A 19,819-nucleotide genomic window follows, 5' to 3' on the forward strand; every position below is an offset into this window, starting at 1 on the left:
AAGTGTCAGCGCAAACATTGACGGACAAGAGATTTTATGGACTGGGACAAACTAAGAATATTTCACGCGGTTGCAGATGCGGGCAGTCTGACCCATGCCGGTGATACACTTCACCTCAGCCAATCCGCAGTTTCACGTCAAATACGCGCACTGGAAGAAAGCCTTAATACCACGCTTTTTCATCGCCACGCGCGCGGTTTGATCCTCACCGAACAAGGTGAGTTGCTGTTTGATGCTACGTCAGCCATGAACAAACGTCTCGACGCTGCCGAAGCACGCATCCGCGACAGCGAAGATGAAGTTTTTGGGGAATTGCGCGTAACCACGACAACCGGCTTCGGCTCTCTCTGGCTGGCCCCCAGACTTCAACACCTTTACGACAAGTATCCCGATCTGAAGATCGACCTGATGCTCGAAGAACGCGTGCTCGACCTTCCCATGCGCGAAGCCGATGTCGCTATCCGAATGAAAGAACCCAGTCAGGCGGACCTCATCCGCAGAAAACTAATGACGGTGCATATGCGCCTTTATGCGGCGCCCTATTACCTTGCAAAGCACGGAACCCCTGAGAAACTGGAAGACCTGAAACATCATCGCCTCATTGCGCAGGATATCCAAACAACCCAGGTCAGTGCTGGTTCAAATCTCGTGAAAGAACTTTTGACCCACAACATTCCTTCCATGCTGACAGTGAACAACTACTTCGGCGTTCTTCAGGCCGTTCGTTCTGACTTAGGTATTGGCGTTCTGCCAGATTACGTCATCGAGGACTTCCCTGAAATTCAGCGCGTACTTCCAGAGGTCGAATCTCGCGAAATTCCGGTTTTCCTCGCCTACCCGGAAGAGCTTCGCCAATCACAGCGCATTGCAGCTTTCCGCGACTTCGTCACCGAGGAAATAATCGCGCACAGAAAGCGGATGAAAGCCGAGGCTTTGGCCCGCGCGCAAGGCACAGCCATGCAGTGAGCGCATAGCCGCTTTGCCCTTATTTTAGCCGTTTATTCTTGAATGGATGCACAACCAGGCATAAATCAAAACTTGAACGCGGCGGCGATGCTGCTGCATTCTACCTCCCTGTTGAACTGGCCGGACTTATTAGTCCGGCCTTTTTTTTCGATGTATCACAGGGCGTTATCTTCGATCCGGTCCAGAAACGATGTAAGAGATGATCCAATCTAATCAAGCTCAATCGAATTCAGGATTGATATCGCGCGCCATTTAAATGATGACGACCAGAACACTGGAATTTAACCGATGCTAGAGGTGCGAAAATCTTATGGAAACGAAGGCTGAAAACAAGTGCTTTGGCGGCACTCAAGGCGTCTACTCTCACGCTTCCAAGGCCACTGGCACAGACATGACATTCGGTCTGTTCTTGCCGGAAGACGCCAATAGCGGCCCGGTTCCGGTTTTGTGGTTTCTCTCGGGTCTGACTTGCACACACAAAAACGCCATGACCAAGGCCGGAGCGCAGGCCTGGGCCGCCGAGCAGGGCCTGGCTGTCGTCTTCCCAGACACCTCGCCGCGTGGCGAAGATGTTGCAGATGATGATGCTTACGACCTTGGAAAGGGTGCAGGGTTTTATCTGGATGCCACCGAAAGCCCCTGGTCACGGCATTTCAAGATGCAAAGCTACATCCTAGACGATCTCACAGAACTGATTTTCCAGAACTTCGCTCTGGATGACACCCGCCAAAGCATCACCGGCCACTCGATGGGTGGTCACGGTGCCCTAACCCTGGCGGCAAAGTCCCCTGGCCGCTTCCGCTCGGTGTCCGCTTTCTCGCCAATTTGCAATCCAACCGAAAGCGATTGGGGCAAGAAACAGTTCCAGGCCTATTTCGGTAGTGTTGAAGCCGGCAAAGCTCATGACGCCACTTGCCTTATTGATCAGTCGGGGCTGAACATTCCGCTTTTGATCGATACCGGCACCGACGATCAGTTTGGTGATTTACTCAAAACCGAAGCTCTTACAGAAACCCTGGCTCGTCGACGGGTCGCCTCTAACGTGCGACCTCAGAAAGGCTATGACCACAGCTATTTCTTTGTATCGACATTCATGTCCGATCACGTCGATTTTCACTCCGAGGCTCTTTGGGCGTGATCTACGTTGACGCTGACGCCTGTCCGGTCAAATCCGAGATCGAAACCGTGGCGACACGGCGCAATGTTAAGGTGTTCATGGTGTCAAACGGCGGCATCCGACCCAGCCCAAACCCACTGATTGAAAGCGTGTTCGTTTCCGCCGGGCCAGACGAGGCTGACAAATGGATTGCGGATCAGGTGGGCGCAGGAGACGTCGTTGTGACGAACGATATCCCATTGGCGGCAAAATGCGTCGAAGCCTCGGCCCGCGTTTTACGTCCCAACGGCGAAGCTCTGACAGAAGCAAACATCGGCAATGTCTTGGCCACGCGCGATCTGATGACAGACTTGCGTGCAGCTGACCCATTCCGCTCCGGCAGTGGCAAGGGCTTCACGAAAAGCGACCGCTCCCGATTTCTGGATGCGCTGGATCGGGCTTTGCGCTGATCACCCTCCGCGACAGACCCGATCAGTATTGAGCGTTCTCGGCTGTCAGCATGCGTAATCCCTGCACCACATCATTGCGAACCGCCACGCGCAATCGCGGCTCGTCACCGGCGCTTAGCGCTGCCAGGATCAATCGGTGATGTGCCGAAACGTCCGTACGCTGCAATCGGCCGTATAATTTGCGCATTGTTGGCCCCATTTGAAGCCATACCGTTTCAGCCGTCGCCAACATCGCCGGCGCCTGCGCCCGTAAATACATCGTTCGATGAAACTCCAGATTTCGCCGCATGTAAGAAACGGCGTCTCCTTTGACCACTGCTTCCGAAATTGCCTGATTGATCGTCGTCAACCTGTCAATCAGCGCCATATGCGCCCTCGGCAACGCACGCGAAGCCAGTTCCGGTTCAATCAAAGCCCTTAAAGACGCCAATTCTTCGATCCGATCATTGGACAGTTCCGGCGTCGATACACGCCCCGACGAAGATAACGACAACGCACCTTCCGCAACCAAGCGTCTTATCGCTTCCCGGGCGGGAGTCATTGATACTCCAAACTCTTTGCCGATGCCGCGCAATGTCAGCGCAGTTCCCGGGTCAATCTCCCCCAACATCACGCGACTACGAAGCTGTCGATAGACGCGGTCATGCGCGGCAGGAAGCGGATCATTTGGACGGCTTAGCATGGCCGAGTGTGATCACAGAATTTCATACAAAGTCAATCGAACCGGTATCGGTGTAGATCTGGGCCGTCTGTTCCGAGCCACGCCTTCCATCGGCGATACTCCGGAGCCAACTCCGCGACGAGATTCCAAAATGTTGCCGAGTGGTTCATCTGGTCCAGATGCGCAACTTCATGGGCAACGACATAATCCAACACCTCTGGTGGTGCCAAAATCAGACGCCAGGAAAACATCAGATTACCCTCACTCGAACACGACCCCCAACGCGACCTCGGATCGCGCATCGTGATTCGGTTGGCAGACCGGCCTATTTTCGCTGCGTAATGCTCCACATGTTCTTCGCAACGTTTCCGAGCCTCCGCCTCTAGGCAGGTTTTCAGCGCCGCAGCAGTCTTTGCGGGCGGAGCCTCAACAATACCGTCGCACAACATCGCCACCCGTCTCAGTCCGGCTTTCACCTGAACCCGACGACCCTCAACCATCAATTCGCTGCCTATTCCAACTTGCTCTGTCGGTGCGACCGACTGCTGGGCCTCGGCCACCCAAGCGGCCTTTTCTTTCAGGAAATCCACGGCCACACGGTCGCGGATCTGCCGTGGAAGTGTCAGGGTCACCTTTCCGTCCAAACGGGACACGCGCAGCGTCATTCGCCGGGCTCGTGCCGAGCGTTTAACAACCACCCCCTCAAGCCCAGCCATATCGGCTACTGCATTTGACATCCTGCTTGGCAACCCTAACCATTTTCCTGCTCTTGATCGCGACGTTACAGCAACCTATCCCACCGACAACCCAAAAGCCTTTGACAGTCCCGCGCACATATGGCAGTTGGCGCGGCATTCCACGGAAATCCTGCGAAAAAGGGAAACCCATGCCGAAGGAAGAATGGGGCACAAAACGCCTTTGCCCAACAACCGGCCGACGCTTTTACGATCTGAACGCCAACCCGATCGTCAGTCCTTATACTGGCGAAGTGGTGAACATCGACACAGGCAAGGCAACCCGCACAATGGTTGCCGACAAGCCCGATGCCGAAACCAAAAAGAAAGAGGACGCCGTCGAAGAGGACGTCGTTCTGGAAGACGACGATGACTCAGATGTCGATCTGGGCGATGACGTTCTCGATGATGACGACGACAACGACGATGTTTCGCTGGACGAAATTGCCGACGTTGCAAGCAGCGACGACGATAGCTGATTTCGATTTTTGACTTGCAGTGAAACTGCGAAATCAGTAATTCACGCGGGCAGGCAACGACTGCCCGCGAAGATGGGGCCATAGCTCAGTTGGGAGAGCGCTTGCATGGCATGCAAGAGGTCAGGGGTTCGACTCCCCTTGGCTCCACCATTACTTCAAACGATGTTTAGTATATCTTAGAATGGGTTAGACGGTACTTCGCTACCTCTTTCCCATACGGTCACCATTCTACATGCAGTCTCGGGTCACCATCGGGTCATCTGTGAAATTTGAACTTCACCGAAAGAACGGCCCATTGCCGACCTTGAACATTGTGTTCAAATGCTGCGATCGCAGCCCGCATTGCGGCCATTCGCTGCTAGCGAAGCAGTTGCGCGTGTTGCGTAACAGAGGCGAATGCGAGAACATGAAGCGACAATGCAAAAGCAAAATGCCAATATTATCGCTTTTGGTTCTTTCGAAATTGACCTCCGCCGCATGGAACTGCGGGATAACGGAGAGCGCATTGAAATTGAGCCGCAAGTCTTCGACTTAATCACCTATTTTGCGCAGCATCCAGGGCGGGTGCTTAATCGCGACGAGATAATCGACGCGATTTGGGGCGGGCGCATCGTGTCTGACGCGGCGATATCGACCAAGATAAAATCCGCTCGCAAGGCGCTAGGAGATGACGGTGCGCGCCAAGACATAATCAAGACTATTCCGCGGAAGGGATTTTTGTTCGTTCCCGATGCGCCCCTTGGTGATCGGGCGGTTGAAGAGAAACGCAAAGGCCAGGGCTTTGCCGCACCCAAGGCAACAGATGAAGGAGGTCAACGACCGTCGATTGTCGTTCTTCCGTTCAAAAACCTCTCTGGCGACCCGGAGCAATCCTATTTCTCTGACGGCATCGCTGAAGACGTGATTACCGACCTGTCGCGTTACTCGGAACTTAAAGTCATTGCCCGACAGTCCGCCTTTGCCTTTCATGAGCGCGCAGGCACTGCTTTGGATTTTGCGATGGAGCTTGGCGTGGCGTATTTGGTCGAAGGCAGCGTGCGACGATCGGCAAATAGGGTGCGGATTTCTGCGCAGCTTGTTGACGTATCGTCTGCAGAAACGCTTTGGGCTGAGAAGTTCGACAGGCGGGTTGAAGATGTTCTTGATGTACAAGAAGAGGCCGCCACCGTTATTGTCAACATTCTCGCCGGCAAGGTCCAGCAGCGCCATTATCGACGCGTGCTTGGCAATGGAGAGCGATCGACGTCTGCCTATGACCATGCCCTGAAGGCTCAGCAGCATATGTGGCGCTTCTCGAAAATAGGCATGGTGCTGGCCCGACAGGAGGCAGAGAAAGCGGTTCAGTTGGACCCGCATCTGGCCCGTGCGCATGCCACTTTGGCGTGGGCGTGTCATGTCCAAGCCACAAACGGGTGGCACTTAAACATAGATGAAGCGTTTGAGCGAGCGCTGTCCTCTTCTCAAGCGGCCGTTGAAGCCGATGCCAATGAACCGTGGGGGTACAATATCCTGGGCCTGTCGTATTGGTGGAACAATGAGAAGCCCGATTTCGATCGCGCCGACGATGTGATCAGGCGTTCGATTAGCCTCAATCCATCAAACGCTCATTTTTACGCGCATTTGGGGGCTATGCTGCCCTACATGGGGCGCGGCGATGAGGCCATTAAAGAACTGGACTGCGCGATGCAATTTAATCCGCTTTATCCAGCCATGTATCTCGAGCACCGGTCACGCGCGCATTTCGTCGAAGGACGTTACGAAGAATCCCTCGCTGATGCGCAACGGGCTGCTGTTGAGTTGCCGACACTTGCGCATGTGTTAGCGCTGCTTGCTGTAGGGTACGAAAAGCTTGGGCGTCATGACCAAGCTGTTCAAACAGTTTCTGAGCTCAACAGAGCTAGCCCTGACTTCAGCGTAGGGTTCGTTCGCCGGACGGTTCCCTACGCGCAAGATGCGCATCGCGATGAATTGTGCGATCTGTTGGCGAAGGCCGGCTTGGTGGAATAAGAATCTTTCGTATTTCGGCGCATCCAGCTCATGAATTGCACCTACGAACCTGACTCGTGTCTTAATCAAGCACCAAGAACTATAAAAAATTCTTAGATAACAAATTTATAAGCTAAAAATCAGAAAAAAACATGAAAACCTCAAGGCCAGCACAAGCGGCTCAGATCTGACTGCGGCAAAGTCCACGCATCGAAAAACGATGTAAGGAAATTGGAAATGACATTGTCAGTATTAGGATTGGGTTTCGGGCGCACCGGAACCGAGTCACTGAAAAAGGCGCTCGAAATTTTAGGCTGCGGCCCATGCTATCACATGTTCGAAGTGCTACCGCATCAAAACCGCGTAGATGAATGGGTTTCGCTGGTTCAAGGCAAGACGCCTGATTGGGACAAGACTTTCGCGGGCTATCACGCGAGCGTCGATTGGCCCGGCGCTTTTTTCTGGCGCGAACTGGCTGAGCATTACGGCGACGCAAAGTTCATTCTGACAACACGGGAACCTGAGCGTTGGTATGATAGCATGGCGAAAACAATTCTGCCTTTGCTTCGCGAGACGGCGGTCGATCCGAACTCACTGGCTAACCAGATGTTCATTTCTCGCACCTTCGGCGGCGATATCGACGACCGCGACAATGTGATCGAGACATTCCTGCGACACAATGCTGCGGTCAAGGCCGCAATTCCGTCCGATCAACTCTTAGAGTTGGAGGTCGGCGCAGGGTGGGATCCGCTATGTGCGTTCCTTGGAATCGACGTTCCCGATGTCCCTTATCCCTGGGGCAACCGGGCCGACGAATTCGTCGACAATATCGACCGCGCCCAGGCGCAGCGAGAGGCCGTCTTGGCCTAAGCATCTCAATCCCGAATCTCGCCAGGCACTCCCGCCTGGCGATCCATCGCTCGAGCTTGATGACAAGTCAGGCAAACAACTTGGCCATTTGAGGCCGCACCAACTGGAGAAACAACATGGAACATACAACTCTGACCAAACCCGTCAACAATGGTGTCAACGTCGAAGCCCTTTTGGGTGCACGCGAAGCGCTGACCCAAGCCCCACCCGCCGCACAGTTCACCTGGCGCGCGAATTGTGAATGGCTTGATGGGGCGCATAGCCGCTCGACCATCAACGGATTTTTCGGCCTTGGAGAAGATCAAACGCGCGACGAGGTTTTCGCCGTCGAAAGCGATCACCCGGCGCTGTTTGCAGCCTCGGACAATGCCGCAACGCCTCTCGAGATTGTCCTTGCGGCCCTGGCCAGCTGCCTGACTGGCGGCGTTGCCTCCATTGCTCAGCATCGCGGCGTTCAACTGAATTCGGTGCAGGTCGAAGTTGAGGGCGACATGGACATGTCCGGTGTTCTGGGGATCGACCCGGACGTGCGCAACGGCTTCAACGCAATTCGGGTAAAGTTCCACATCGACGCCGATGCGACGCCCGAGGAAATCGCGGGCATCGTCTCACAGTCGCAAAAGCGCTCAGCGATCTACGATGTCATCACCAACCCCAGCAACGTTCGCACGTCGATTGCGTGAACCAAAACGGTGGCGGTGCCCAAAAACGGCGCCGCCCCAAAAAAGGAAACATCCGCCATGAAACGCACAACCGCCGTCATAATCGGAGCAGGGCAATCAGGCCTCGCGATGAGCTTTGAGCTGATGAACAGAGGCATCGACCACATCATCCTCGAGCGTGGCGAAGTCGCCAACTCCTGGCGTCACGAGCGTTGGGACAGCCTCCGACTGTTAACACCAAATCGGATGAACAACCTTCCCGGCGTACCGTATGACGGGCCGGACAACGACGGGTTCATGAGCGTTTCTGAATTGATCGATCGTTTCGACGCCTGCCTCAAAAAGACGGCCTTTCCAGTCCAATTGGGGACGACTGTGCTTTCGGTCAAACCACTCTCGTCAGGGTATATCGTTCAAACTGACCAGGGCACAATCGAGGCAAAAATCGTGGTTATGGCCACGGGCGCCAACGTGCACCCCAAGATTCCGGCATTTTCGCATGCTTTCCCAAAAGACATCGTCCAAACGAACCCGCTTCATTACAAGCGCCCATCTGATTTACCCCATGGTAAGACCCTAGTTGTCGGCGCCTCGGCCTCAGGACTGCAACTGGCAAAGGAGTTACAATGTTCTGGTCGGCAGGTGACGTTGGCGGTTGGCAATCACACCCGAATGCCGAGGAGCTATCGCGGCAGTGATATCCTTGAGTGGATGGCGCGGATCGGCGTTACAAACACTCTCTATTCGGACGCGCCTGACATCGATCGGTTAAGGCGTCTGCCATCGCCATCGTTGACCGCAAACGAAAGTTTGGATCTGAACAAACTTCAAGAGCTTGGGGTTGAACTTGTCGGACGCTGCGTAGGCCTGGAAGATGGACGCGTGCAATTTTCGGGCAGCCTCGCCAATATCTGCGCATCTGCTGACTTAAAGATGGCTCGCTTGCTTGCGTCGATTGATGCCTACGAGAGCGCACACACGCACGATGGAATCCACGGCACACCGCTGCCGCCGGCGCCGACACTTCTGCCAGATGACCCAAGGCTTAGCATCGACCTCGCACAAGAGGGCTATGCCTCGATTCTCTGGGCAACAGGGTTCACGCCAAATTTCAGTTGGCTTCGTGCGCCCTACTTTGACCGCAAAGGACAGCTTCTACACGACGGAGGGGTCGTGGCCCAAGGCCTCTATGTGATGGGTCTGCCATATATGCGCTATCGGCGTTCGACCTTGTTACACGGTGCAAGCAGCGATGCTGCGGAATTGGCCAACCACATGCAACATGGACTTTTTAAAGCAGCCTAGATGCAATGGTCAGACATCAACGGCCCAAAGCCGCCGTCCGTCGAAGGCGAATTTTGCTGCACCGCGGCTCGCCATAGTAGACATTCGCTGCGAGTGCAAAATCTTTAGACGTTCGAATTCACACAACCGGGACAAACCGGGCTTTCACCGTCCGAAATTGAACGGAAGCTCTTGTCCGATTGCGTTTACAGCGCAGAGCAACAATCGACGTTACCATCTGACAACGCCGGCGATCGCGCTCAGATCGGGCGCATGATCTCATCCAAGTCTGTCCAGGCGTCAAATCCAGACACGGGCTTTCTTTCGGGAAAGGGAAACCGCTCTTTGTCAGGTTTCTGGCCGGACCTTACAGTTTGGACTGCGGCGGCGATGGCATTTTCCAGAGGGTCTATGACGCGATTTGCCGGCCAATCCAGCGCATCGGCCGTATCGGGCGCATAGCCAAGCATGCCAGTACACCCAAACACGATTGAACCGGCCCCGTCCCGGTCACGTGCGAGGCGCGCGGCTTCTACAGTTGCCGCGATTGCGTCCTCGCGCGAATTTTCCAAAGCCAAGACGCTCACGCCAATGCCAATAACCGAGGCCAGCTTGGACGACAGGCCAAGGCCCGCAGCAAGACGCTGAAACGCGTGTTCCTGACGTTGCAGGACCGTCACAACCGAGAAGCGGCCAAACTCTGCTGCTGTTGTAATACCTGCTTCCCCGCAGCCAATTACCGGAAACGACACCGCTTCCCGTGCGGCTTCCAGCGCCGGGTCGAGCATACAATCGATGACGACGGCATCGACCCCATCGGCCTGGGCCCTACACGCGGCGTCCACGACGCCGGGACCAGCGAGGACTTCATCAACGGCCGACTCGACAGATGCCGGCCCGCGCTCAAGGGTCACCTGCGAGAGCACCACGCCATCCGGTGCAAGTGCGTCAATCGCATCTGCGTCCCTAAAGCCCTTGGTGATGATCGGGGTTATGATGCGAATGTGCGTCATGGCGTTTCCAATGCCGAAGCCAGGCACGGGCGGGGCGCAATGGCGATCACTGCTCCCCGTTCCATGCCAAGTCTTCCAGCCTGACGAAAGGATCGGGAATCTTCGACGCCTTGGGTCCAATCACCTCAATGGCTTGCTCAGAACGCATCTCTTCAGTCGCAGCAACTCCGATCACCTTGACACGCTGGCCGTATCGCAGGGTCTCAGCCGTGATCGCCTCGCCGGTTTCGCGGTCGAGTATGAAAAGAAGGTCAGGAACGATGGCCACGGTTTTCCCGTTGAGCTTGGCCAGCGAGTATTCGTTCCGGAAGGACACGAACAATTCGTCGTCACTGTCGCCCGACGACATGGTGACACTGCCAACAGTCCAGCCTTCATCGGTGCCACGGATCACGTCTTGAACCTTGCCATCAAAAAGCACGCGCGCGAACCGAGGTGGATCGGATGTCGCGAAGTAATTCGCCAGGCCCTCGCAGATGTCTTCCTTGCCAGCCACCCGCAATTCGCGGACGGTCCGCCCGATATCGACGGCAAGCGACACTGTGCGCGGCACGCAGGTTCGACGCACTTCTTCACCGGTCATCGCGTAACTCGCGACCTGTGCGATCCCACCCATTTTCACACAGACCGCGCGGCCATAGACCTCGGTGCGCAGGGCATTGTCGGTCTCTAGTACAATGGTGTTTTCAAAGTCGTCGGCCATCACGAAAGGCGAACAGTTGACACCGTAGATGTTGAAGGTCGTCATCTGGAATTCCGGGAAAGCCCGTCCCATTCCGTCGCCGTCGATCACCGGCAGTCCCATTTGCGCCGCAACGACAAGCGGAAGCGTGGCGTTGATGCCGCCAGCCTCAAGCGGGATGATGGCATTGAATTTCCGGCCCAGCTCTTTTTCGATCTTTCGCATCGCCGTGATGGTCGACTGAGCGTTCGGCAGTTTCTCTACGAAAACTGTCGGCGCGCCCATGCAAGCGACACTGATCGCGAACATGTCATCGGGAACATCGTCAGGGTCGATCAGATCAATGCCACCGCATTTGACCAGTTCCTGTTCCAGCATCAGCCGGCCGACGTATGGGTCGCCGCCGCCGCCAGTTCCAAGGATCGCCGTGCCGCGAATGAAATCATAAAGGTTTTCCATCGTGATCCGGGTCATTGCAGGGCTTCCATCTTGTCGAGATCGCCGATCGCTTTCACCTTCAGCCGCACCGCCCCCGCAGGAAGGTAGGCGAGCGGCATTTCTTCTACACTGACAATACTGGTGCTTGCAGCAGATGCCCCCGCGCTGACCGCGCGATTGATGGCGTCCTCCTTAGCCTGCGCGATGGATTCCTCGCGCCCTAAGTCATTGTAGGAGTATATTCTGTCGATCTCGCCACCGACTTGCGCAAGACCAGCACCGATCGCATTCGCGACCCCGGACAACTCCGGTCGGATGACTTCGCTCGCCCCTTTTATGCCGCGATCAATGAGAACGCTTCCGCCGCCGACCAGAATGACCGGCACGTCTCCGCGGCTGGATTTGACCCGATCAACCGTTGTTTCCAGAAGGCGGTGAATGGCATCGACGGCGGCTTCCACTTCGGAAGGGTCAAGGTCGGAGACTCCGGACCGCGTTCCGATGTTGGCGTAGCCCGCAGCCACAGCGATATCAGTGGTCGTCAGCGTCGATCCGCCGAACACCCGCGCCTCGCTCAGAAGATCAAGGGCAACGGAATCCGGGCCAACCGTCACACCGGTGTCTGTCTGCCGCACGATACTGCCACCCCCAAGGCCCACGGCAAGGACATCGGGCATCCGAAAGTTCGTCCGGACCGACCCCACGTCCACTGAAATGGCAGACTCGCGCGGGAAGCCACCGATAAGCACGCCAACATCTGTTGTTGTGCCGCCGATGTCCGCCACGATGCCGTTCTCGACGCCCGACAGAAACGCCGCACCGCGCATCGAATTCGTGGGGCCTGAAGCGAAGGTGAGAACCGGATACTTCTCGGCGAATTCCGAGGTCATAAGCGTGCCGTCGTTCTGACTTACGAAGAAAGGACAGTGGATATCGAGTTTGTTCAGTGCCGAACGGAACGCTTCGATCACCGCCGTCGAAAGGTCTGTAAGCGACGCGTTCATGATCGCTGCGTTTTCGCGTTCGATAAGCCCGATACGACCGATTTCACTCGACAGGGTAACCTCGACTCCCGGGATCTCCTCATACAGGATTTCTGCCATGCGTGTTTCCATCGCATCGTTGATCGGGGTGAAGACGCCCGAAACGACAACAGACGCAATGCCACGCTTCTTGATATCGCGAGCGGCTTTAGCAACAGCCCTTTCGTCGAGCCTGTTGATCTCGGATCCATCGAAATCGTAGCCCCCCTCAACGAGGTATGATTGCCGTCCGATCTGGTTAATCAGATGAGGTGGGAATTCAGTCATAGGCATGACGCCGCGGGTCGCCGGCAGGCCGGCTCGGATCACAGCGACGGGTACCAACTTCTTGCCCTCGACGAAGGCATTGGTGAACTGGGTCGTGCCGATCATGACACTGCTTACTTCCGTCACGGCGCAGCCGGAACTTTTCAGAATGCTGCTGATCGCAGCAACGATGCCCGATCCCACGTCATGCGTGGTGGGCGACTTGACCGAGGCTACGACCCGACTTCCATCCAGCAATACCGCATCCGTGTTGGTGCCGCCCACGTCAACGCCAATATGCATCACTTGCCTCTGTTCTATCCTATTGCAGCAAGTCTCGATTGGCCGATACGCCGGAACAAGCATCAGAACGGCTAGGATGACTAGCGAGATGGATAGGTCACGTGGCTAAGGCTGCGGAGCCTCCTCCGCTGATCCAAGGCCGTAGTGCGACGCAAGCTCGATGGCCAGCTTTCGGGAGTTCACGCCAAGCTTACGGTAGACGTTCTGCAAATGAAACTTCACCGTCGGTTCGCTCAGGTCCAGTGCACGCGCAATGACCTTGTTCGCGTTGCCTTCGCTGAGGCTGGAGAGAACCGCGAATTCCTTCTTGGTCAGAATCTCGCTCAAGATATTCTCGGGGTCGTCTGTGTCCTTTACCCTGGAAAGGAGTGTGGACAAAAAGGACAAAACGTCCTGGCTGAAGCCCGCGACGCCGCGTTCGCGTACTATGGTGCGTGCGGCTTGGCCGAAACGATCGCCTTCACGGATAAAGGCGCCCTGCATGTTGTGGCGTAGCCCGAGCGCCAGCGCGTCGCGGAGGATAGTTGCTGCGCCACTGGTGTCGCTGCGCGCGACAGAGGCAATCATATTTAACACCAGTGCGCGCAATTCGTACCGTCGCAGACCCCATCTCCTGCAATCCAACGTCAGTGCGAGGGAAAGGTCAAATGCCGTTTCAGGGTCACCAAACCGGCTTTCGAATTGTGTAAGTCCTAGACGCGCAAGAAGCCTACTGCGCCACCGAAACCCTTTGGCGTCCCCCGTCTCTCGCAACAATAGCTTCACACTGCCAGAAAGGCGTCGCGCCTCGGCTTCACGTCCGGACCGAACAGCCACGTCAAGCTCTAGGATCTTTAGCAAGCGGCTAAAGCGCTGCAGGCTGCGACGTGACGCCATGGCCTCGCCTTGCGACACCAAGCTCATTGCGTCACGAAAACCTTCGGTCTGAAGCTTCATGCTCAAGCAGGTCTCGTAGCCTGCAAGGAACACCTCGCTCCAACCCTCGCGACTGTCGGCATCGTTGAGCGCTTTGATAAGCGGAGCTTCGAGCGCGACCGCTTCATTGGCTTCGAGGGCCGACTCGGCGAGCATGATAGTCGCAATCGCACTTAGGTTAGCGTCGTGACCAAAGTGTTCGGCCTGAAGCTGACAGGCGATCTTGCGGCGCTTATAGGCCTTCGCACAATCGCCAAGATCCATATCGACGACACTGAGATTGACGTTCATGAAGAAGATCAGATGGTGGCAGCCGAGATCCGAATAAAGCGCCATTGCCGTTTCGCCGGCCGCGCGCGCCTTCTCCAAGTCGCCCAGTTGAATATAAAACAGGCACAGGAAGTTATGCAGAACCCCACGACGAAGCTGGTCCTTCAGGGGCGTGTTCTGCGCAGTATATTCTAGTGACGACACCTGCGCCCGAGTGATGTTGCGGTCTTCATAAAGCCGCAAATGAACTTCAAGCAGCACGATTTCACGTTGCAACTCTCGGTCATCGCTATTTGAGTTGTCGCGTGCATCCTGAATTAGCAGTTGGGCTTCCCCGGTTCTGCCAGACTTCAACAGCAGGTAAGCGCGCGCGAGGCTCAGCCGTGGCGAGCTATTCACCCAATTGAGCGGCAGCAGATCAATCAAGGGCTCAAGCCGCTGCGCCCCATGGAGAATGCCAATTTCGATCCCTCCCGCCTCCAGGATGATGCGCTCGGCAAGTTCGGTTTCGTTTGCTTCCATCGCAAGCTTGGACGCACTGTAAAAGCGGCCATGATCGTTGAGCCAATGCGCCGCTCTGACCCGTAGGTCGTTGCGCACCTCTTCGCCCAGCGACTGTTGGCGACGCAACAGATAATCCTGCAGAAGCTGGTGATACCTGTACCATCCGAAATCCATCTCAGTCTGTTGGTAAACCAGTGAATGCGCTTGGCTGATCGACGCCAGCGTGTCCCAACTGTCGGTTGAGTTTCGCACGTAATCAGCCAAATCGCCGTTGATCGGATTGAGATGGGCCGTTTCCACGAGGAACCGGTTTTGGGCGTCGCTCAAACTGTTCAGGAATTGCTCATTGAGATAGCTGCCCAAATCCAGCGCCGAGGCGCTGTTCTTGCCAAAATCAAGCGCATGGCCCCTGGCTGATGACATGACCATCAACTGAAGTGCGGCGGGCCAGCCTTCTGCAACGTCATAATATTGATGTACTTTCTCAAGCGGAAAGCCCTCACCGAATAGCGCTTCTGCCTCCTGACGGTGGAATTTGAGGTCATCCATGCCAAAGTCCGTCACAGCATCCTCGAGGCGAAGTTTTGCCAGCGCAATGGCCGGGGAAAGTCGCGTCCCTATGACAATGTGCAAGTTCTCTTCGCGCCGCTGCAGAAGGCTCCCGATCCAATCGGAGGCGAACGAACTCGTGTCCTGAAAGTCATCGATAAAGAGAAATGCACCCCAGGGTGACAAGTTGTCCGGTCCCGCATTGCCAAGCGGGTAGTGTGAGCCTTGACGGGCCCGCGTGGCCAGGGCTGCTTCCAGGGCATCTGTGAAGTCTTCTACTGACGGATCGACAGAAATCCAGCTTGTTACCGCACCCATGTCCTTCAGGTGTCGGTACCAAGATCTCAACAACGTGGTTTTGCCATAGCCGGCAGGTGCCTCCACCAACGTCAACTGGCGGTCCATGCGTGACAGAAACCGTTCCGTCAAGCGATTGCGATTCAGAATCTTTGGTTTCAAGTCCCAGACCCCCGAAAGGCGTTCCCCGTAGCGCGGTGCAGCATCCGCCCATTGGAAGTTGACGAGAGACTGAGGGGCTTGTCAAGAATTGGAGGGATTCAGTGTCAAGACGTCTTCCAGCGGTTTTCGATGCGAAACAGGGACCGAAAACGCTTCCTTGAGATGGCCGGCGGACATCATCGTGATCACCAGTTCGTCGTCGGCAATTCCAAGATGGTTACGCATCGCGCGGTCTTGAGCAGGCTCGACACTCCAATTCAGGAAACAGGCCCCAAGCCCTTCGGCATGTATCGCCAAAGCCAGCGTCATCGCAAAAATGCCGCCATCTATCCAACCCTGATAGCGCTCGCCGATCAGGTTCATCTCACTCACGTTCGACGTCACAACAAAAACGGTCTGAATATCCTGGCGAAACCCAGCGTTTCCAGCTTGAAACGCCAACGCTGCTTGGACGCTTTCGAGATTGTTGATCGCATAGACCTTGCAGGTCTGACGGTTGCACACAGACGGGCATTGCTGGGTATTGCGCACAACGCGCGCGATGATCTCGTCATCAACCGGTCCGGGCGCGTATTGCCGAACGCTGTGACGGTGCTGCATGAACTGCTCAAAATCGATCATGCCCGCAGCACGGATTTTTGCGGCTGTCACTTCTTCCGTGCCGCCCCGAATTTCTTGCCCGACCGCTGCAAAATTTTCGCTCAGGGCATCAAAGTCACGGGCCAATCCCGACAAATCGAAGTCCCGCTCGGCGTGATAGGCGAAGTAGGACTTCAGTGTAGCGAGTGCCCACAAAACAGTCTCATCGACACCGAAATCAGCATGGTATGATCGAAGCTTCGTCATCACGGACGCCGCTTTGTCTTGCCCGTAGCCAAGACGCACATTCGGGAATGCCATTCCCCCTTCAAGATAATGTGTGAAAATCCGGATTATCGCACGACGGTTCCCGCGCGAAGTCTGGTGGGCCACAAAACTGAAGCGCCGGTATCTGGCAAAGTCGTATATGAACGCCATAGCCAGACGCGCGTTTATCCTCAGCGTATCCAGCATCAAGGCACTCTCATTATTTGGGGATGATCCAACCGCAGCCGGTCCTCCAACCCACGTCGATCATAGCGCCCGGGACGAAGTCGGGCGTCCCGAAACGGTTCGGAACTTCTGCCACTAGCTCTTGCCCATCGAGGTCCATCAGAAAGCGGATAAACGCCCCCTGGTAAGTGACAGATTTCAAGGGTAGTTGCAGCGCATTATCCGGGGCCGATTTTGCCTCCGCCGCGATCAGCACGCGCTCAGGACGGATTGCCAGCATTACTTCGTCGTTCAAATTGGTCCCCGCGCGCACCGGCGCCGATACCGTATGTGTGCCGATTGACAGACTACAGGTCTCGCCCTGACTAGACACCACCTTGCCTGCCAGTAGATTGGATTCGCCTATGAATTCGGTCACGAACTGGTTTTCAGGGCGCTCGTAGATGTCTTTCGGTGTACCGGCCTGTGAAATCTTGCCATCCTTCATGACAGCTATGCGGTCAGACATGGTAAGTGCCTCACCCTGATCGTGGGTGACATAGATCGTTGTGATACCAAGCGACTTTTGCAGGTCCTTGATCCAGAACTTCATCTCTTCGCGAAGGTTCTTGTCCAGCGCCGACAGCGGTTCGTCGAGAAGTAGTATCCGGGGTTGCGTGACCAAGACGCGAGCGAGGGCTACGCGTTGTTGCTGACCGCCGGAAAGCTCGGTCTGGAACCTGTTTTCGTAGCCGGTCATCCCGACTTGCTCCATCGCGTCACGAACCCGTTTGTCAATTTGGTCGTTGGGCAACTTACGCAGTTTCAGCCCGAACGCGATGTTGTCGTAGGCATTCATGTGCGGAAAAATCGCATAGTTTTGGAAAACAAATCCGATTTCGCGTTCTTCGGGCGGCGATTGAGAGACGTCGACGCCGCCGACCTCGATCCGCCCAACGCTGGTCTCTTCGAACCCTGCGATCATGCGCAGGGTCGTCGACTTCCCGCAGCCCGACGGTCCTAGCATCGAGAAGAATTCACCCTCTTCGATGGCTACAGAGATATCGTCGACGGCGGTAAAGTCACCGAAGGTCTTGCTCAGATTAGAAAGGACAACCGTCGCCATAGATTCTTCCAGTGTCGTATCCCGGCAGGCGGACCCGCCCGCCGGGATATCGTTTGATTGATCAACCCGCGAAAATCTCGTTCACGGTTTCGACGATTTCGTCCTCGTTATCGAGATACCAATCCCAATCAGGGATCCACAGTCCTTCCAGCGCATCGGCCGTGTTGGTCACACCCTTGTTTGTCAAACGCTCTGGCAGAGCCGCCTTGCTATTGGACGGTCTGAGATAGAATGCTTCGCCGGCCTTGGTTTGGAACTCGGGGCTGAGCTTGGCATTGACAAGCGCCAATGCCAATTTCTTTTCCACCGGATCCGAATAACGCGACACGGTATGGGTCTGTGTCAGGATTGGCTTTTGTTCCCAAGTCAGCGGTGCGACTTCAATACCCTTGTCCATCTGGAGGAAGATTTCACCCTCCCACTGCACACCGATCTGGACCTCGCCGCGCTCGACCTGGGTCTGCATGTTGCCGGTGAAATCACTGATCTTCATTGGCATGGCAGCGCGCATGGCCTCAAAGCCCGCTTCCATATCGTCAGGACCCGAGCCGAACTCGGCGGCCGCAGTCATAAAGAAGGTCATGAACAGGCCGTTCGACGTGATGTAAGTGGCCCGCTTGTCGGCAAAACGATCTTCCCAGAACGACGCAAAGCCTTCGGGCGCCGGATCGATCAGGTCGGTCCGCCAGACGTGGGCATATTGGCCGAACCCCCAGGTTACACCCAGGCCCGAACCGAATGCGAAGTCCCAGCAATCGGCCGCGTTCGGCATGTTGGCCTTCAGCTCTTCAGTGGAAAGGAAGTAATCTCCTGCCTTGCCGAGCTTTATGATCTCATTGAGATTCCAGTTGCCCATGTGGAACGCCGGGTCCTGCGGTCCGCTGGCGACATATTTCGGGAACCACGGGAACGATGAATCGTAGGCGACGTTGCAGTTGTATGTCTTTTCGAACTCTTCGATGATGTTGGACGTCATGAATTCCTGCCAGAATCCGCCCCATTCGTTGATGCGGATCGTAGCTCCGCCTGCATCGAACGGCTCGCCGTCCCACATGACGTCCTGCGACCAGGCGTGGTTTATGTTGAACATGCTCACTGCGCCGGCAGCGGCACCGGTCTTCAGCAATTGGCGCCGGTTCACGCCAAGCAGCGACTTGTTTTGTTGGATCAACTTTTTGGTGTCGGTCATTTCACTCTCCTGTTTCATCGGGTCTTTGACATTATGAGAAATTTACGTTCGCAAGTTTGCGCAAGTTGGTGAACCGCGCTGTAATCAGCATCGATACCACCACAAGAAAGATCGCAAAGATGCCCGCCGCCGCGGCGGTCGGCTCAAATGTGTAGCGAAGCGACGAGTAGAGCGCGATCGGCAGCGGATTGTAGTCGGGTGGCGTGAGAAACAGCGATACGTCGAACTGGCCGAAGGAAACGATGAACGAGAACACCGAACCTGCAATGATCCCCGGCGAAATGATCGGCAGCGTGATCGCGCGAAAGGTTTTGATCGGACCGGCGCCAAGGCTCCGTGCAGCCTCCTCGAAACTCTTGTCGAAGCCCACAAGCGAGGCATTCACGGTCCCGATGACATACGGGCAGGTGACAAGGACATGACCGATCACGAGGCCGGGCATTGTGCGGATTAACCCAAGACCACTTGAGAGATAGAACAGATAAAGCGCCAAACCCAGAACGATGCCCGGGAGCATAAGAGGTGCCATGAAGAATGCCCGGGCCATCTGTTTTCCCGGGAATTCGTTGCGCGCAAGAACCAACGCAATCGTCGTCCCCAGCGTCGTGGAAAAAAACATCGTGCAAACGGCAAGCACTAGGCTGAAGAGATAAGCTGGCAAAAAGGCGCCGGATTGAAAGAACGCCACGACCCAGCGGAGCGACAACCCGTCGGGTGGGAAGGTCAGGTGATCACCAGCGTTCAGGCCCGCAAGGATGACCACTACCACCGGGGCCAGCAGCAAGACCAATGAGACCATCGCAAGTGCGCTCATAATCAGGGGAACCGGTCGCTCACGACGCACTCTTTTTCGTGCTTCGACC

The 19,819-nt window shown here is 55.9% G+C and carries 18 protein-coding genes and 1 tRNA gene; 9 read left to right on the plus strand and 10 right to left on the minus strand.

Annotated elements, in window-relative coordinates:
• Positions 1 to 36: 36 nt before the first annotated feature.
• From GKR98_05450 to GKR98_05460, 3 genes are all read left to right on the plus strand, one after another.
• Positions 37 to 966: a LysR family transcriptional regulator gene (locus GKR98_05450; protein QMU57694.1), complete on the plus strand. Its 930-nt coding sequence runs from the start codon at positions 37 to 39 to the stop codon at positions 964 to 966.
• A 310-nt stretch (positions 967 to 1,276) separates the two neighbouring features.
• Positions 1,277 to 2,104: an S-formylglutathione hydrolase gene (gene fghA / locus GKR98_05455; protein ID QMU57695.1), complete on the plus strand. Its 828-nt coding sequence runs from the start codon at positions 1,277 to 1,279 to the stop codon at positions 2,102 to 2,104.
• Entirely contained in the window at positions 2,095 to 2,532 is a 438-nt protein-coding gene (locus GKR98_05460; protein ID QMU57696.1) for a YaiI/YqxD family protein, read from the plus strand. The genes fghA and GKR98_05460 overlap by 10 nt, the downstream gene beginning before the upstream one ends.
• Positions 2,533 to 2,554: 22 nt before the next feature.
• Here GKR98_05460 and GKR98_05465 read toward each other — a convergent pair whose 3' ends face one another.
• Both GKR98_05465 and GKR98_05470 read right to left on the minus strand, forming a co-directional pair.
• The gene (locus tag GKR98_05465) at positions 2,555 to 3,214 is read right to left on the minus strand and encodes an FCD domain-containing protein (GenBank protein QMU57697.1); all 660 of its coding nucleotides are present in this window, start codon (positions 3,212 to 3,214) and stop codon (positions 2,555 to 2,557) included.
• A 32-nt stretch (positions 3,215 to 3,246) separates the two neighbouring features.
• Positions 3,247 to 3,909 carry a DUF45 domain-containing protein gene (locus tag GKR98_05470; GenBank protein ID QMU59980.1) on the minus strand — a complete coding sequence of 221 codons (663 nt, stop codon included), beginning with the start codon at positions 3,907 to 3,909 and terminating at the stop codon, positions 3,247 to 3,249.
• Between the two features lie 170 nt (positions 3,910 to 4,079).
• Between GKR98_05470 and GKR98_05475 the strand changes: the two genes are divergently transcribed.
• The 6 genes from GKR98_05475 to GKR98_05500 all read left to right on the plus strand — a co-directional run bounded on the left by GKR98_05475 (position 4,080) and on the right by GKR98_05500 (position 9,229).
• Entirely contained in the window at positions 4,080 to 4,406 is a 327-nt protein-coding gene (locus GKR98_05475) for a TIGR02300 family protein (GenBank protein ID QMU57698.1), read from the plus strand.
• A gap of 74 nt (positions 4,407 to 4,480) precedes the next feature.
• Positions 4,481 to 4,556: transfer RNA gene (locus GKR98_05480), tRNA-Ala, on the plus strand.
• 246 nt (positions 4,557 to 4,802) lie between these two features.
• Entirely contained in the window at positions 4,803 to 6,413 is a 1,611-nt protein-coding gene (locus tag GKR98_05485; protein QMU57699.1) for a hypothetical protein, read from the plus strand.
• Between the two features lie 216 nt (positions 6,414 to 6,629).
• The gene (locus GKR98_05490; GenBank protein ID QMU57700.1) at positions 6,630 to 7,262 is read left to right on the plus strand and encodes a sulfotransferase family protein; all 633 of its coding nucleotides are present in this window, start codon (positions 6,630 to 6,632) and stop codon (positions 7,260 to 7,262) included.
• 116 nt (positions 7,263 to 7,378) lie between these two features.
• Positions 7,379 to 7,945, plus strand: a complete 567-nt coding sequence (locus tag GKR98_05495; protein QMU57701.1) for an OsmC family peroxiredoxin — start codon at positions 7,379 to 7,381, stop codon at positions 7,943 to 7,945.
• Between the two features lie 57 nt (positions 7,946 to 8,002).
• Positions 8,003 to 9,229, plus strand: coding sequence for a pyridine nucleotide-disulfide oxidoreductase (locus GKR98_05500; protein ID QMU57702.1), 1,227 nt, complete (start codon positions 8,003 to 8,005; stop codon positions 9,227 to 9,229).
• 239 nt (positions 9,230 to 9,468) lie between these two features.
• Here the strand turns inward: GKR98_05500 and GKR98_05505 are convergent, their stop codons facing one another.
• From GKR98_05505 to GKR98_05540, 8 genes are all read right to left on the minus strand, one after another.
• On the minus strand, positions 9,469 to 10,221 hold the full coding sequence (locus GKR98_05505; protein ID QMU57703.1) for a hydrogenase expression protein HupH: 753 nt from the start codon (positions 10,219 to 10,221) through the stop codon (positions 9,469 to 9,471).
• A gap of 46 nt (positions 10,222 to 10,267) precedes the next feature.
• Positions 10,268 to 11,377 (minus strand): DUF917 family protein, encoded by a 1,110-nt coding sequence (locus tag GKR98_05510; protein ID QMU57704.1) that lies wholly within the window; start codon positions 11,375 to 11,377, stop codon positions 10,268 to 10,270.
• Complete coding sequence (locus GKR98_05515; GenBank protein ID QMU57705.1) at positions 11,374 to 12,933, minus strand: hydantoinase/oxoprolinase family protein; 1,560 nt, start codon at positions 12,931 to 12,933, stop codon at positions 11,374 to 11,376. The genes GKR98_05510 and GKR98_05515 overlap by 4 nt, the downstream gene beginning before the upstream one ends.
• A 105-nt stretch (positions 12,934 to 13,038) precedes the next feature.
• Positions 13,039 to 15,630 carry a hypothetical protein gene (locus GKR98_05520; protein QMU57706.1) on the minus strand — a complete coding sequence of 864 codons (2,592 nt, stop codon included), beginning with the start codon at positions 15,628 to 15,630 and terminating at the stop codon, positions 13,039 to 13,041.
• Between the two features lie 81 nt (positions 15,631 to 15,711).
• Complete coding sequence (locus GKR98_05525) at positions 15,712 to 16,683, minus strand: nitroreductase (GenBank protein ID QMU57707.1); 972 nt, start codon at positions 16,681 to 16,683, stop codon at positions 15,712 to 15,714.
• A 13-nt stretch (positions 16,684 to 16,696) separates the two neighbouring features.
• Positions 16,697 to 17,767, minus strand: a complete 1,071-nt coding sequence (gene potA, locus GKR98_05530; protein QMU57708.1) for a polyamine ABC transporter ATP-binding protein — start codon at positions 17,765 to 17,767, stop codon at positions 16,697 to 16,699.
• A 61-nt stretch (positions 17,768 to 17,828) separates the two neighbouring features.
• Positions 17,829 to 18,956 carry an extracellular solute-binding protein gene (locus tag GKR98_05535; protein QMU57709.1) on the minus strand — a complete coding sequence of 376 codons (1,128 nt, stop codon included), beginning with the start codon at positions 18,954 to 18,956 and terminating at the stop codon, positions 17,829 to 17,831.
• Positions 18,957 to 18,987: 31 nt separating this feature from the next.
• Entirely contained in the window at positions 18,988 to 19,800 is an 813-nt protein-coding gene (locus tag GKR98_05540) for an ABC transporter permease subunit (GenBank protein QMU59981.1), read from the minus strand.
• Positions 19,801 to 19,819: the final 19 nt, after the last annotated feature.

It is taken from the genome of Boseongicola sp. (assembly GCA_014075275.1).
GTDB lineage: Bacteria > Pseudomonadota > Alphaproteobacteria > Rhodobacterales > Rhodobacteraceae.